Annotated in this window: 9 protein-coding genes and 2 riboswitches; of the genes, 6 read left to right on the top strand and 3 right to left on the bottom strand. The window is 28.2% G+C overall.

What is annotated here, in order from left to right; all coding sequences use genetic code 11:
- Positions 1–11: 11 nt before the first annotated feature.
- Both ACO409_RS01905 and ACO409_RS01900 read left to right on the top strand, forming a co-directional pair.
- Positions 12–734, top strand: a complete 723-nt coding sequence (locus ACO409_RS01905) for a Fic family protein (protein WP_485554305.1) — start codon at positions 12–14, stop codon at positions 732–734.
- 109 nt (positions 735–843) lie between these two features.
- Positions 844–921, top strand: a riboswitch (glycine riboswitch).
- Positions 922–1,012, top strand: a riboswitch (glycine riboswitch).
- 364 nt (positions 1,013–1,376) lie between these two features.
- A complete protein-coding gene (locus tag ACO409_RS01900) occupies positions 1,377–2,720 on the top strand; it encodes an alanine/glycine:cation symporter family protein (protein ID WP_485554303.1) in 1,344 nt (447 codons plus the stop codon).
- Between the two features lie 73 nt (positions 2,721–2,793).
- Here ACO409_RS01900 and ACO409_RS01895 read toward each other — a convergent pair whose 3' ends face one another.
- From ACO409_RS01895 to ACO409_RS01885, 3 genes are read right to left on the bottom strand one after another with little or no spacing between them, the layout of a single operon-like run.
- Complete coding sequence (locus ACO409_RS01895; RefSeq protein ID WP_485554301.1) at positions 2,794–4,533, bottom strand: ABC transporter ATP-binding protein; 1,740 nt, start codon at positions 4,531–4,533, stop codon at positions 2,794–2,796.
- Positions 4,534–4,545: 12 nt separating this feature from the next.
- Positions 4,546–6,282 (bottom strand): ABC transporter ATP-binding protein, encoded by a 1,737-nt coding sequence (locus tag ACO409_RS01890; RefSeq protein WP_485554299.1) that lies wholly within the window; start codon positions 6,280–6,282, stop codon positions 4,546–4,548.
- Positions 6,283–6,331: 49 nt separating this feature from the next.
- The gene (locus ACO409_RS01885; protein WP_485554297.1) at positions 6,332–7,126 is read right to left on the bottom strand and encodes a class I SAM-dependent methyltransferase; all 795 of its coding nucleotides are present in this window, start codon (positions 7,124–7,126) and stop codon (positions 6,332–6,334) included.
- A gap of 280 nt (positions 7,127–7,406) precedes the next feature.
- Between ACO409_RS01885 and ACO409_RS01880 the strand changes: the two genes are divergently transcribed.
- The 4 genes from ACO409_RS01880 (at position 7,407) to ACO409_RS01865 (ending at position 15,307) form a co-directional block, all read left to right on the top strand.
- Positions 7,407–8,522, top strand: a complete 1,116-nt coding sequence (locus ACO409_RS01880; protein ID WP_485554295.1) for an acyltransferase — start codon at positions 7,407–7,409, stop codon at positions 8,520–8,522.
- A 238-nt stretch (positions 8,523–8,760) separates the two neighbouring features.
- Positions 8,761–10,041, top strand: coding sequence for an exopolysaccharide biosynthesis polyprenyl glycosylphosphotransferase (locus ACO409_RS01875; RefSeq protein ID WP_485554293.1), 1,281 nt, complete (start codon positions 8,761–8,763; stop codon positions 10,039–10,041).
- A 99-nt stretch (positions 10,042–10,140) separates the two neighbouring features.
- A complete protein-coding gene (gene smc / locus ACO409_RS01870; RefSeq protein ID WP_485554292.1) occupies positions 10,141–13,770 on the top strand; it encodes a chromosome segregation protein SMC in 3,630 nt (1,209 codons plus the stop codon).
- 235 nt (positions 13,771–14,005) lie between these two features.
- Positions 14,006–15,307: an alpha/beta hydrolase family protein gene (locus ACO409_RS01865; protein WP_485554290.1), complete on the top strand. Its 1,302-nt coding sequence runs from the start codon at positions 14,006–14,008 to the stop codon at positions 15,305–15,307.
- Position 15,308: the final 1 nt, after the last annotated feature.

Genomic DNA, 15,308 nt, shown 5'->3' with positions numbered 1-15,308 from the left:
AGGGAATATAAATGAAAAATTATATACTGGAAACTTTGCTTGAAGAAAAAAATAATAATTTAAAAGGAATGTTGTATCATAATCTTCAAATTAAATTTGCTTATAATAGTAATCATATTGAAGGAAGTACATTGACAGAAGATCAGACAAGACATATTTTTGAAACAAATAGTTTTTTTGCGGAAAATGAAACAGTGAAAGTTAAAGATGTGATTGAAACTTTAAATCATTTTAAATGTTTTGACTTTATTATTGAACATGCAAATGAAAAACTTTCTGAAAAATATATAAAAAAACTTCATTTTCTGCTTAAAAGTAATACGAGTGATTCACAAATTGAATGGTTTAAAGTTGGAGAATATAAGCAAAAGCCAAATACAGTTGGTGGAAAAAAGACTGCAAGTCCAAAACAAGTTGAGGCAAAGGTGAAAAAACTTTTGGAAAATTATAATAGCCAAACTGAAATAACTGTTGAAAAAATTATAGATTTCCACTATAAATTTGAAAAAATTCATCCATTTCAAGACGGAAATGGAAGAGTTGGAAGGCTTATAATGTTTAAGGAATGTCTAAAAAATGATATTGTGCCTTTTATATTGGAAGATAAGTATAAAATGTTTTATTATCGTGAGTTAAAAAATTATGAGAGTGAAAAAGGCTGGCTTTATGATACTTGTCTTATGGCACAAGATGAAATGAAAAAAATACTTAATTATTTTGAAGTAAAATATTAAGATTTGAGTTTATTAACAATATAAAAATTATTAAATAAAAAAACAACAAAAAATATTTTTTGACATACTAAAAAAAATATGATAATATGTAAAAAAGTGAATAAATTGGATGAAGGTATGAGGAGAGATTTAATTAGTTAAACACCGAAGAAGTGACTCTTTCAGGTAAAAGGACTCATAGTGGACGAACCTCTGGAGAGATAGTCTTAAATGACTGCACCGAAGAAGCAAAGGAATTTTATTCCCTAAACTTTCAGGTAAAAGAACAGAGATTAATACATTTAAAATTATAATTTTATATTTCTTTTTTAGTATAAAAAGAATTTTTAGAGGTTGTCTGAACTTTATTATAAAGTAAAAGATGACTTTTTTATTTGTTAAAATTTAAATTATAATATATTCAGAACCCGTTCAAAATTATTATTTAAGATTGTATAAATTTAGGGTCTGAGTAAAATAGTCGTAGCTTTTGAGCTCAATTTTAAATCAGTTTTACTATATTATTTGTTTGAAATCACAACCTGAATTCCACATATCAAAAAGGCAATTGTAAAAGTTGTAAAAATTTAATAATAATATTTATTAAAATTATTAGACTTTTGCAAATGACTAAAATATAGAAATAGAAGGAGAAGAAATTAAATGTTAGAAATTATTAGGAATTTTAATGGATTTTTTTGGGGAGTTATTTTAATTATATTGCTGGTTGGAACAGGTATATTTTACACTTTTAAGTTAAGATTTATTCAAATTAGGGAGTTTAAAACTGGATTAAAACAGCTGACAGGTGGATTTGACCTTAGCGGAGAAAAGGCGGATAGTAATGGAATGTCATCATTTCAGGCACTAGCAACAGCAATTGCTGCACAAGTTGGAACAGGAAATCTTGCAGGAGCTGCAACAGCGATTGTGTCTGGAGGGCCTGGAGCAATATTTTGGATGTGGTTAAGTGCTTTTTTTGGAATGGCTACTATTTATTCAGAAGCAGTATTAAGCCAAATTTTTAAACAAAAAAAAGATGGAGAAATGACAGGAGGGCCTGCCTATTATATCCAAACTTTATTTAATGGCGGAAAAGCAGCTAAATTTTTAGCAGGATTTTTTGCAGTTGCTTGTATACTTTCACTTGGATTTATGGGAAATGCGGTTCAGGCAAATTCAGTTGGAGATGCTTTTCATAATGCTTTTCATATTCCAACAATTGTAACAGGATTATTTTTAGCAATTTTATCTGGATTTATATTTTTTGGCGGTGTAAAGAGAATTGCTTCGGTTACTGAGAAAATTGTGCCAATTATGGCAGTTTTATACGTTGTAACATGTGTGACTATTATTTTATTAAATATTGGGAATACAGGAATGGCATTTAAGGCAATTTTTGTAAATGCTTTTTCAACAAAAGCAGTTTTAGGAGGATTCGCTGGAGCTGGAATGAGAAAGGCAATAAGATTTGGAGTTGCAAGAGGGCTATTTTCAAATGAAGCTGGAATGGGATCAACACCACATGCACATGCAATTGCGAAAGTTAAAAATCCTGAAGATCAGGGACACGTTGCGATTGTTACAGTTTTCATTGATACATTTGTAATTTTGACATTGTCAGCACTAGTAATATTAATTGCAGATGGAAGAGCTAAAGGAACTGGAATTTCATTGACACAGCAAGCATTTCAAGCAGTATTGGGGAACTTTGGAGTAATATTTGTTGCAATTGCATTATTCTTTTTTGCGTTTTCTACAATAATTGGATGGTATTTCTTTGGGGAAGCTAATGTAAAATATCTGTTTGGTAAAAAAGCGCTTAATATTTACAGAGCCTTGGTAATGGTTTGCATAGTGGCAGGTTCATTACAAAAAGTTGATTTAGTATGGGAACTTGCGGATATGTTTAATGGTCTTATGGTAATTCCAAATTTGATAGCGTTGATTGGGCTACATAAATTGGTAGTTGAAGTTACGAAGAAAGATCCGTTGTTAAAAGATTAGTAATTAGAGATATAAAAAATAAAAATATACCCAAATTTTTGATCGAAAAATTCAAGATTGGGTATATTTTATATTAAATTAGTTCAAATTCTGACTGTGCCTTTTCCATTTCAGTATACATTTTGTAATATCGTCCTTTATTTTCCATAAGCTGCTTATGATTCCCAATTTCTTCGATTATTCCGTCAGACATAACTATAATTTTATCATAATCCTTTATTGTGTTGAGTTTGTGGGCGATTGTAATTACGGTTTTGTTCTTTGTAAGAATATTTAGTGATTTTCTTATTTCGTGTTCGTTGTCGGCATCAAGCGAGGCTGTGGCTTCATCAACTAAAATAATCGGCGTATTCTTTAATAATGCTCTTGCAATTGAAATTCTCTGTTTTTCTCCACCAGATAAGGTAGAGCCGCCTTCTCCGATTACAGTGTCATATCCATTTTCGCTTTCCATTATAAAATCGTGGCAATTGGCATTTTTAGCCGCATTTATTACTTCTTCCCTTGTAGCCTTCGGTTTTCCCAGTCTTATATTATTTTCAAAAGTGTCATTTACCAAGTAGACATCTTGAAAAATCATGCTTATATTTGTAAGCAGCTCTTCAGGATATATTTTTTGGATATTTATCCCACCAATGGTAATTTCGCCAGACTGGCAGTCCCAGAATCTTGCAATAAGGCTGGTAACAGTTGTTTTTCCAGAGCCCGACGAACCGACTAGGGCAGCTTTTGTCCCCTGTTTTGCTTCAAAAGTGATGTTTTTTAGAACAGGAGTGTCTTTTTCATAAGAAAAACTTACATTCTGGAATTTTATATTGTAATCTGGTAAAGTAACTTTTTCAAGTTCATAGGAAATTTCCTTTTCATTATGCACATTTATCAGCTTATCTGTGGCAAGTTTCAAGTATTGGATAAAAGTATATTGTGTAGAAAAGGCTTTTAGCACGTTTGAAAGTGAAAGTCCAATAATTATGTATGAAAAAAATTCAACTTTATTAATGGAAGAAGCCATAAAAAGCTGTGTAGATACAAGCAGAAGCAAGGCAAAGGAAATATCCGTAATAAGCTGAAAAATCATAACATAAGGGGCAAGAGCAATTTCAGTATTTATACTTTCTCTTTTCAAATCATTAAAGCTGTCCTTTAACCTCTTAAATTTTTCCCCAGTCAGATTATATGCTTTAAAAAGTTCCATTCCAGCGATATATTCCACCATCCGTGAAACAACATTATCCATAGTATACTTCTTTTTCAATGCTATTTTTGCCCCTTTTTTCGTTCCCAGAATGACAAATATTAATCCAGTTAGGGAGATTATTAGTTGCAGCATGGCAAGTAGAGGTGAAATTGCAAATATAATTAACAGAAGATAAATTGTCAGTATGGATAACTTTATAATTTCTGATGTGCTGTGAGTTATAACCTGCTCAAAATCCTGTAAATCATTTGTCATAATATTAATAATATTCCCAATGTTATGACTGTTAAAGTATCCCAAATTCAAGTTTCTCAAATGATCCCCCATCCTGATTCTCAAATCCTGAATAATTTTAGCCCCTTCACTTTGAATCCCAGTATATCCGATACGATTTAATACAAATCTGCAAATAATTGCAAAAATCATAATAAAAGTATAGATTATCAACTTTTTCATCGTAAAATTATTATTCATCAAATCAATAATTGTAAAATAAAACATTGCATAGTTCATCATATAAAATAAGGCGTCTATTGTTAGAAAAAATATTGGCTTTTTAAGATTTTTATATTTATTTCCAGCAAGAGTTTTTATATTTCTAATATCGTTAATCATTATCTGCACCCCCTAAATTTCCTTATTTTCCATCAAATCATTATCGCTATATAAATTCCATAAATGCCAGTATTCTGACTTGTTTTGCAGAAGCTCCTTGTGAGTACCTTGCTCGGTAATACGTCCTTTATTCATTACAACGATATTATCGGCATTTTTTATTGTGTAAAGCCTGTGAGCAATGATAATGGCAGTTTTTCCTTTTAACAAAGTACGCAAAGCCTCCTGAATTTTAGCTTCGTTTTCAATGTCGGAGTAGGAAGTAACTTCATCCAGCACGATAATTGGAGCATTTTTTAAAATGGCACGAGCTATTGAAATTCTCTGTTTTTCGCCACCGCTTAATTTAATTCCGCCTTCACCAATTACAGTTTCGTATTTTTGAGGCAAAGACATTATAAAGTCATGAATTTGTGCCTTTTTTGCAGCATTTTCCACTTTTTCCAGCGAATAATCCTTTCCCATTCTTATATTCTCAAAAATAGTATCGTGAAGCATAAATGTATCCTGAAAGACAAATGAAACATTGTCAGCCAATCCTGTGTAAGTAAAATCCTTAATATCAGTTCCATCAATAGTTATTTTTCCGCTATTTATATCCCAAAATCTTCCAAGCAGAAGTCCTATCGTTGTTTTTCCTGAGCCAGAAGGCCCTACAAGTGCGGTTGAGGTTCCAGTCCTTATTTCCAAGGAAAAATCATTTATAACATTTTTATTTTTATATGCAAAATTTACATTTTCATATTTTATAAAACTTGAAAAATTAGAAGGGAAATTTGTGTTTCCAGATTTTTGCTCCTGTTCCCCATTGATTTCCATAATCTTTCCTAGCCCTTTAGTTAATGCGGAAAGATGGTGTGCCAAGTCAAATAATGCCTTTAATGAGCTTAAAAAAATTGTACTCATTAAAATAAATAAAATGTACGCAGATACTGAAATTTGATTATAAAACAGCATAAGTCCGCCAATCGGAATAATGAAAAGCAGCCCCGAATCAGTCAGACAGAGAAAAATTGAATAAAACGGCACACTTAGTTCTGTAAGCTCAATCCAGTAATCCGCATATTCCTGAGTAATATCCCGATAATCCTTGAATGATTTAGCAGTAAGGTTAAATGCTTTCATAACGTTCATTGCATTTATGTATTCCATAATAGTAGCGTTTAAGTTTGCAAGAAGAGTATAATAATGTTCTACACGGGTTCCGTAGCTTTGAAACATTTTTCCCTGTGCCATTATGCTTAGAATAATCGGAATAAATAAAACAAGTGTCAATTTCCAGTTAAAGTAAATCATAATCCCCAAAAATATTATCGGCGTTACAAGAGCTGAAGATAAATCTGGAATCTGATGTGCAATAAAGAGTTCCAATTTTTCAATATCCTCATTAATAATCTTTTTCAGCTTTCCAGACATATTTTTCTTAAAAAACCCCATATTCAGCTTTGACAAATGCTCAATTAAGTCAATCCTAATCTTGTACAAAATCGAGAAAGCCGCAATATGTGAAAAAATACCTGATAAAATCTGCATAATTATCTTTACAATTATAAAAAATATCGCAATAAAAACACAGAACTTTATTCTTGAATAATCAATATTCGCCTTAAAAAGCTCCAAAACAATCTGATACACAAGAAGATAAGGCACAGCAGACAATGTCGTACCAATTATACTGAATATTGCTGAAAAAATCAGCTTCACCCTATGTTTACCAGATAAACTTAGCAAATATTTCAATTCTTTCATAATAATCCCTCCATTCATTTTAGAAAAGGAAATAAATTAAAAAATAATTCTATTTTTCATAAGTATAAATTCCAAGTCTGTTATTAAAAATATAGAAGAATGGAATAAACAATTTTTTCCAGCCAGAAAGATGATGTTTCATTTCATCAGTAAAATTAATAAGTCCAGTCTGTTTTAATTTTGGATTCAATTTTACAACTTCACTTCCATCTTTTACCCCCCAGTTAAATTTTGCTTCCATATTTTTTAAGGTGTCATGTTTTTTACTCATTTTAACTGTTCCTTTGTAAAGCAAGTCAAATTGAGCTTCAAAAGAATCAAAATTATCAGTTAGTATTTCCAAAAACTGTTTAATTTGCTGTTCTTCAAAATACATTAATACACCTTCCGAAATAATAAGCAATTTTTTCCCTTCTAGTTTAATATCCTTTGTCCATGCTGAATCAAATGCAGATTTTGCAATATCTGTAACTCGTTCATTAGGTTCAAAAAATAATTTTCGTTTTTCGATAACTTCTGGCAAGTCAAGATTGTACCATCTTATTTTTCCATTATCTATTCGTAAAAATCTCGTATCTAATCCACAACCGATTGATACAATCGCACAATCTGGATATTTTTCCATAAATTTTTTTACTTCATTATCCATCACTTTCGCCCGTGAAAGAACTCCATAATACGAAGCCCATGCACTTTTAAATTTCGAGAAGTCATAATCTATTTGAGAAATTATTTCTTCAGATCTTTTGTCATTTAAAATCGGCTTTTCACTTTTGGCATCGGTTGCCCGCATATATAAGGTGATAAGCATAGTTTCTGAAATATTATTAAGTTTTATTTTCATAGTATATTCCTCCTTATAAAAATTTTGATTATCAAACTATCTAATAAAATTATACCCATATTTATTTAAAATGCAAATTTTTATAATAAAAATTTTTATCAAATTGTTAAAACCAAGTAAATTTAGGATTTGAATAAGATAATTATTGTTTTTTAATTTTTTACAATAGTCTATATTATATAAAATTTGAAAAAGGAAAAACAATTGAAAATTACCTTAAACTATGGTAAAATTATTTATATTTCTATTAAAAAAATTTCATAAATTTGGAGATTTATAAATGGTAAAAAATAAGGACAGATTTTTTAACTTTGATATTTTAAAATGTATTGCAATTATTACGGTTTTATTTATTCATATTGTTGCAAGTGAATTATATGGTTATGGTAAAATATCTGGAAATAGATGGATGATGGCAAATGTCATAGATTCTCTTAGCAGAATATGCGTACCCATATTTGTTATGGTTAGTGGTTTTTTTTTGTTGAGAAAAGATGAAGATGTAAAGATATTTTTTAAAAAGAGATTTATAAAAATTATTCCAAAATTTTTTATATACTCTGTTATTTTTTTTATATTTACAATAATTTTTAAAGATGTGAAAGATAATGAATTATTCTCAGTTTTTTTTAGAAAATCAACTTATAAGACTATAATTTCAATTTTTTTCCAGAAAGAAAGTTACCATAATTTCTTTTCAAGTTTTTTTCAAGGTAAAGTTCACTATCATTTGTGGTACATTTATATGATATTGTCACTTTATCTGATAACGCCATTTTTACGAAAAGTTATGGTAAAAATTGAGAGAAAAAGCATTAATTATCTAGTTTTTATATGGATAATATTTATGGTTTTAGTACCATTTCTAAATGTGATTTTTAAGAAAAATATAAAAGTATATTCTCCAGTTGGGCAATACCTCGACTACTTTTTGATTGGCTATCTGCTCGCAGAAAAACCTTTGAATATGAAAAAATGGCAAAAATACACGATTTTTTTAATAGCAGTTGTATTAACTGTCTTTTTAACGTATATATTTACAAAATCAAGTGGAAAGTTTTTTGACTATTTTTATGATTATCATTCAATTAGTGTATTTGTATCCGCAGTTTTGCTTTATGATTTCTTTGTAAATATTTTTGATGGAGAAAAAGTTTTTCTAAAAGTAAAAAGTATTGTAAAATCTATATCAGCGAAAACCTATGATATTTATCTAATTCATCCATTTTTTTTATTTTTTTGTGAAAGAATATTAAAATCCAGAATGAATTATTTTTTATATATAATTACTGCGTTTGTAATAGTATTTGCATTATCTTTTTTTACAAGTGAAATATTAAAAATACTGTATAACATTTTAACTGGTATAAATAGAAAATTTTACAAAAAGGAATAATATTTTATGACAACTAAGGATTTGCGGTAAAAAGATTGAGGAAGATTAAGAATAGTGCATTAATTGAATTTTATAGATTTTTTATAAATAATATGAGATGAATAGAAGAAAGGAGAAAAGCTGGAAATAATAAAATATATGAAATTTATGATTTGAAAATTTTATTTATTTAGTGAAAAAATTTTGTTTAGATAAATTTATTATTAAAGAAAAAATAAAAAAGGAAGTGTAATTTAGAATGGCGGTACGTGGAATGAAAAAAAATTATTCTTATTTGTTTGGAATATTAACGATTGTGATGTATTTTGTAGGATTGTTGCTTATAAATCGTGGGCTTGGATTTGTAAATGCAGCAGTAATTATTTGCTCCATGATAATTTATTATGTGGCAAATGTTTATAATATGACAGGAAGATATAAATTACGGGATATTGCGATTATAATTGCAATTAATTTTATTCTTGTAATGGTTACAAAATTTTTAAAAATATTTCTCTTAAATGAAGCAATAATTTTATTTGGACTAATTACAATGTTTCAAATCATATATCGTTATATCATAATGATAGGATTAGCTGAAAAAAAGAAAATTGTTTTTGTAGGTGAGAATGGCTATACGAATGATTTGTTGGAGAGTATAAGAAAAGACAGTCAATATAAATTATCGGACTTTTTAAAAGAAGAAGATTTAACTGTTTTATCAAAAAAATTATTAAATCTTTGTGAAAATAAAAAAGTTGATATAATAGTAGATTTTACAAGTAATCTTTTATATGATACAAAACTTGTTGATAAATTGCTGCAATACAAACTTAATGGAATGCAGTATTACAATTATTTGGAATTTTATGAAATGTATGAAAATAAATTACCAGTTTCAAATTTAAGTCCGAAATGGTTTTTGGAAAATACTGGTTTTGAAATTTACTATAACAGTTTTAACTTAAAGGCAAAACGTATTCTTGACATAATTTTTGCACTTTTAATTGGAGTTTGTGTCATTCCAATTATGATTATTGCTGCGATAATAATAAAACTTGAATCAAAAGGTCCAATATTTTTTATTCAGGAAAGAATTGGAGAAGGGAATAAGCCGTTTAAAATAGTGAAGTTTCGTTCGATGACAACTGATGCGGAAAAAGATGGACCAAAATGGGCTACAAAAAATGATAACCGTGTTACAAAATTTGGTAAATTTATGCGTCTTACAAGAATTGACGAGTTGCCACAATTGTGGAATGTATTACGTGGAGAAATGAGTTTTGTAGGTCCACGTCCAGAAAGAGAATTTTTCATAAAGCAGTTGGAAAAGGAAATTATGTACTACAATTTAAGACATACTGTAAAACCAGGGCTTACTGGATGGGCACAAGTAATGTATCCGTATGGGGCAAGCGTTGAAGATGCTTATAGAAAATTACAGTATGATTTGTATTATATAAAAAATCATGACATTATTTTTGATATGAAAATATTGCTAAAGACAATTACGATTGTAATTTTTGGAAAAGGGAGATAATATTGTAATAAATATTATAAATTTTTACTTAGTAAGGGTCAACAGCCCTTTTTATCATATACATTGAAATATTATTTAATAAAAAAAATAGGAGAAAAGATGTACTTAAAAGCATTGGAGCTGACAGGATTTAAATCATTTGCAAATAGAACTGTTGTAGAGTTTGATAATGGGATTACTTCCATTGTCGGGCCTAATGGAAGTGGAAAAAGTAATATTTTAGATGCAATTTTATGGGTTTTGGGAGAACAGAGCTATAAAAATATAAGAGCTAAGGAAAGTTCAGATATTATTTTTTCTGGTGGAAAAAATAAAAAGCCAAGATCTATGGCAGAAGTTAGCCTTTTTATTAATAATGAAGATAGATATTTGGATATTGATTTTTCAGAAGTTAAGATTACGAGAAGAATTTTTAAGACTGGAGAAAATGAATATTTAATTAATAATAAAAAATCTAGACTTAAAGATATTCATAATCTTTTTATGGATACTGGGATCGGAAAGCAGGCCTATTCGATAATAGGACAGGGACGAGTGGAGAGAATTATTGGATCTTCACCGAAAGAACTAAAAGAAATCATTGAAGAGGCGGCAGGAGTTAAAAGAGCCAAAATTGAAAAGGATGAATCTGAAAAGAAGCTAAAGGATTTAAGAAATGAAATTGAAAAAATTGATTATGTATCAAAAGATTTGAAGCAGCGAGTTGATTATCTGAAAATTGAACAGGAAAAAGCAAAATTGTTTAGATCATATACTAAAAAAATTGATGTTCAAAAGTTTATGATTTTAGAGTATGATGTTAATGAAAAAACTTCGCTAAAATATGAATATGATGAAAAAAGTCAAGAAATAAAAGAACAATTAGGAAAAAATGAAACAAGTTTTTCTGAAAAGCAAACTGAACTTGAAAAAACTAATAAAATCAGAGTGGAACTTCAAGAAAACTTGAAAAGCAAAAAAAATGAGAGAAATAAAAACTTTGATATTCTTGAAACTTTGAAAGAAAAATATTCAAATCTTGTAAAACAAAATTCTAATTTAGAAACTGAAGCTTTTGAAAAGTCAAAAAGAAAAGATGTTTTGGAAAAAGATATTTTGGAAAAGGAAAAAATTTTAAATAATTCAAAAACTGAACTTGAACTTATAGAAAAGAACTTAAATAAAAAAGAAAAAGAAAAAAATGAACTAGAAGCTAAAGTTAAGAGTGTAAAAAGAAAAAATGATGAAATTACGCTTGAATTAAAGGAGCGGATACAAAAAAACTCTGATTTTGAAGTGGATAAAATAAAAGTTTATGGAGAAAATGAGGATTTGGAAAAAAGAGTTTCAGGGGCTAAAAATGAGAATAAAAGGCAAATTTCTGAAAAGATGGATGTACAAGCTGAATTTGATAAAATAAGCCAGGAAAAACAGTCTTATGAAATACAAAAACTGGAAAAAGAAAGACAGAAATCTGAAATAGAACAGAAACTTCAAAAACTTAATGAAAAATCAAATGATTTTAGAAAAGAATATTCTAAAATTAACAAGGGGAAAAATGAAGCTAGCTACAAACTCGAAAATTTTAAAGTTAGGCAAAAGGTTATTGCTAATGCAATTGATAAAAATGAAACTTTTAATCAAAGTGTAAAATATATTTTGAATGAAAAAATTGATGGAGTGATTGGTGCTTTTGTTAATTTGATTGATATTCCAGCGGGATTTGAGGAAGCGGTACAGACTTTATCTGGAGGAATGTTTAGAGATATTGTTGTAAAGAATAGCGAAATTGGGAAAAGTTGTATTGAAATTTTAAAAAAGAGAAAACTTGGAAGAGCTTCATTTTTACCGATTGAAAATATTAGGATTTCAAAAATAAATGAAAATTTACCTGTTATTGATAAAAATCTGCAAAAAAATAATTTTCAAAATAAAATTTCACAGGAAGAAATTCAGAGCATTTTTTTAAATACAAAAGGGGAAAATGGAATTATTGACTTTGCGAGAAATATCGTAAAAGTTGATGAAAAATTTGAAAATAAAAATATAGAAAAAGTTATTCAGTTTGTTTATGGAAATTCGGTTATTGTAGAAAATCTGGAAGTTGGGATACAGCTTTTGAAAAAGGGATTTAATGACAGAATTGTTACACTTGAGGGAGATATTATCACTTCTCGTGGAAGAATGACTGGTGGTCATTCATTTAAGGGAAAAGATGAGATTTTGGAGCAGAAAAAGGAGTTAAAACATCTAGAAAGCGAAATTAAGGAGAGCAAGAAAAATTTTAATAAATTTGAAAAAAAATTGTCAGAAGTTATTTTAGAGATTGAAAAAATTAAAGAAAAAAAAGAAAAAGAAGAAGAGTTATTTGAAAATTTTAAAAAAGATTATCAGTTATTTAATCAGAATTATGATGACTTTAGTATTAGATTTGCTCGAAAACAGCGAGAAATTGACACTTTAAATTATGAAATTTCTGAAAATGAAAAATTTATTTTGGAAAAGGAAGCTAAAATAAAAGAAAATTTGGAACTGATTCAAAATATTGAAGAATACATTAAAGAAAATAATTTGAAAATGAAAAATTTAAATGAAGAATTAAAAAAACTTGAAAATATTGATGAATTTATTCAAAAACTAAATGCAGCTGACAAGCAATATGAAGTTTTGAAAGTTCAAACAGATAATAATAAAAATCGTTTTTGGGAAATTGAAGCTGATTATAAAAAACTTTTGAGGGAAAAAAATGAATTAATTGAATTTGAGAAAAAGAAGGCTGTGCTTGGAAGTGATCTGGTAAATAAAATTTCAGATGTAAAATCTGAGATTGAAGAAAACAAAAAGAATAAAGATATTATTTTTAATAAAATTCAGGAAATAGAAAAAGAAATTCAGAAAATTGAAGAAAGTGAAAGAAAATTAATCGCAGAAATCAAGGGAATTGAGATGAATATTCTGAAATATAAAAATGAATATGAAAAAATAATTGAGAAAATTACGAAAAATAATAGTGAACTTGAGTTTCAGACTTCTAAATTTAAAGAACTTGAAAATGATGAAATTTTAAATGATGAAGAATATTTTGAAATTGCTAATGAGAAAGAGCTTTTGGAAGCAAAAGGAAAATTGGCTTCAAATGAGAGAAGCCGTATAAATATTGGAACAGTAAATATGGCTTCAATAGATGAGTATGAACATGAAAATGAGCGGTATCAGAATATTGTGGCACAAAAAAAGGATTTGCTTGAAAGTAGGGAATCATTGCTTGGATTTATTAGAGAAATTGAAGCCGAAGTTACAAGCAAGTTTTTTATAGCTTATGAGCAAATAAACAAAAATTTTCAATATATGTGTGAAACAATTCTAAATGGTGCTAAAGGAATAATTAAAATGACAGATCCTGAAAATCTGCTTACAACTGGATTGGAATTAAGTGTAAAATATAAAAATAAGCCTGAACAAACGTTACTTTTGCTTTCAGGTGGAGAAAAGTCGATGCTTGCGGTTTCGTTTATAATGGCAATTTTTATGTTTAAGCCAAGCCCATTTACATTTTTTGATGAAATTGAAGCAGCGCTTGACGAAAAAAATACGAAAAAAATTATCGAACTGCTGCATCAGTTTATTAATAAATCACAATTTATCCTTATAACTCATAATAAGGAAACGATGAAAGGGTCGCATAGACTTTATGGCGTTACAATGAATAAGGAAATTGGGGAAACTAAAATAGTTTCAGTAGATGTATAGTAAAACTTATTTAAAAATAAATTCTAAGTTTATATAATTTTTTATATTTCAATTTTAAATGATAAAAAAATTAAATTTTTTGTTATTATCTTTATTTTGAGTAAAGTTTGGAATAATAGGAAGATGAATTTTTTACTGGAAATTTTTAGATATTTTTGATAAAATATAAATAAAAAGTATAACTTTTGAAAACTAGAAAGGAGAAATGTGAAAAAAGTTTCACATAATTGGGAATATGTTAAAAAAAATATTAGGACTATTAATAGTACTTGTACTTTCAACTATTGGATTTTCTGAAACAGATGTATCACAAATTGCAAGTGATTATCCATATAAAGAAAGTGCCATTATGGCAACGGTTCTTGGAACGCCTACAGACCAGCAGTATAAGTTTAAAAATCCAAAAGGGCCAAAAGTCAGAAAATTTACTGCAACAAAGAAAATTCCTGAAATATTAAGACAATGGAAAGATTATGAATACGGGGTATGGACTCAAAAAGATAAAAAAGCCCCTTTAATGATTCTGATTTCAGGGACAGGTTCGGTTTATAACAGCGGATTGTCGCTTTTTTTGGCAAATGTATTTTATGACAGAGGATATAATGTAATTGCTTTTAGTTCACCTACAACGATGCCTTATATTGTAAGTCAAAGTAATAATGCCTATGCAGGATATATAAAAGATGAAACTCAGCAGATGTATAGCCTAATACAAAAAGCCATTTTAAAAGAAAAAGGCGATGGAATGAAAATTGATAAAATTTATATTGGAGGTTACAGCTTAGGCGGATTTCAGTCATTGCTAATTCATGAAATGGATGAAAAGAATAATAGAAAAATTGGAATTGAAAAATCTCTTTTACTAAATTCTCCAATTAGTATTTTGACAGCAACAAAAAAATTAGATGGCTATTTGGTAAAAAATGGTGTTTATGATGCAAGAAGTTTAGAAAAATATATGGATACAATATTTAGCAGACTTATGTATGATAAATCGCTACAAATAAAAGATATTGAGTTTTCAAATTTGAAAACTGATTTAGTAAAATTAGGGCTTGGAGAAAAAGATTTTGAAATGTTTACTGGCCTATTATTTAGATTTTATTCAGCAAATATGACTTTTGCTGGGGAAGTATTTAGTGGACGTAATGCTACAGGAAGACTTTCAGATAAAAAGTCATACAAGAGATTTGATTCTGTGTCTAATGAATTTAGGGAAGGATTATCAGTTTCATTTGATGAATATGCAAAAGAAATTTTGTATCCGTATTTAAAAAAATATAAAAATCCGAATCTTAATTTTAATGATTTTATAAATGAATTTGATTTGAAAAATAGTCAGGATTTTATCAATAAAAACAATAAAAATATTGTATTTATTACTTCAACAGATGATATTCTGCTTTCAAAAGAGGATTTGGACTATATAAAAAATACATTTTCAAATAGAGTGCTAATACCATTTGGAGGTCATACAGGAGTTCTTTGGCATAAAGATGTGGCAAATTTGATGGTAGATAAATTGGAGGAAAAATAAA

This window comes from Leptotrichia sp. (assembly GCF_057270615.1).
Note: the sequence above shows the minus strand (reverse complement) of the source record. Positions and strands in the feature narration are given on the sequence as shown.

Excerpts from the sequence above, each read along its gene's own strand:
- ACO409_RS01905 (WP_485554305.1), top strand. The coding sequence starts at position 12 with ATGAAAAATTATATACTGGAAACTTTGCTTGAAGAAAAAAATAATAAT.
- ACO409_RS01900 (WP_485554303.1), top strand. The coding sequence starts at position 1,377 with ATGTTAGAAATTATTAGGAATTTTAATGGATTTTTTTGGGGAGTTATT.
- ACO409_RS01895 (WP_485554301.1), bottom strand. The coding sequence starts at position 4,533 with ATGATTAACGATATTAGAAATATAAAAACTCTTGCTGGAAATAAATAT.
- ACO409_RS01890 (WP_485554299.1), bottom strand. The coding sequence starts at position 6,282 with ATGAAAGAATTGAAATATTTGCTAAGTTTATCTGGTAAACATAGGGTG.
- ACO409_RS01885 (WP_485554297.1), bottom strand. The coding sequence starts at position 7,126 with ATGAAAATAAAACTTAATAATATTTCAGAAACTATGCTTATCACCTTA.
- ACO409_RS01880 (WP_485554295.1), top strand. The coding sequence starts at position 7,407 with ATGGTAAAAAATAAGGACAGATTTTTTAACTTTGATATTTTAAAATGT.
- ACO409_RS01875 (WP_485554293.1), top strand. The coding sequence starts at position 8,761 with ATGGCGGTACGTGGAATGAAAAAAAATTATTCTTATTTGTTTGGAATA.
- smc (WP_485554292.1), top strand. The coding sequence starts at position 10,141 with ATGTACTTAAAAGCATTGGAGCTGACAGGATTTAAATCATTTGCAAAT.
- ACO409_RS01865 (WP_485554290.1), top strand. The coding sequence starts at position 14,006 with ATGTTAAAAAAAATATTAGGACTATTAATAGTACTTGTACTTTCAACT.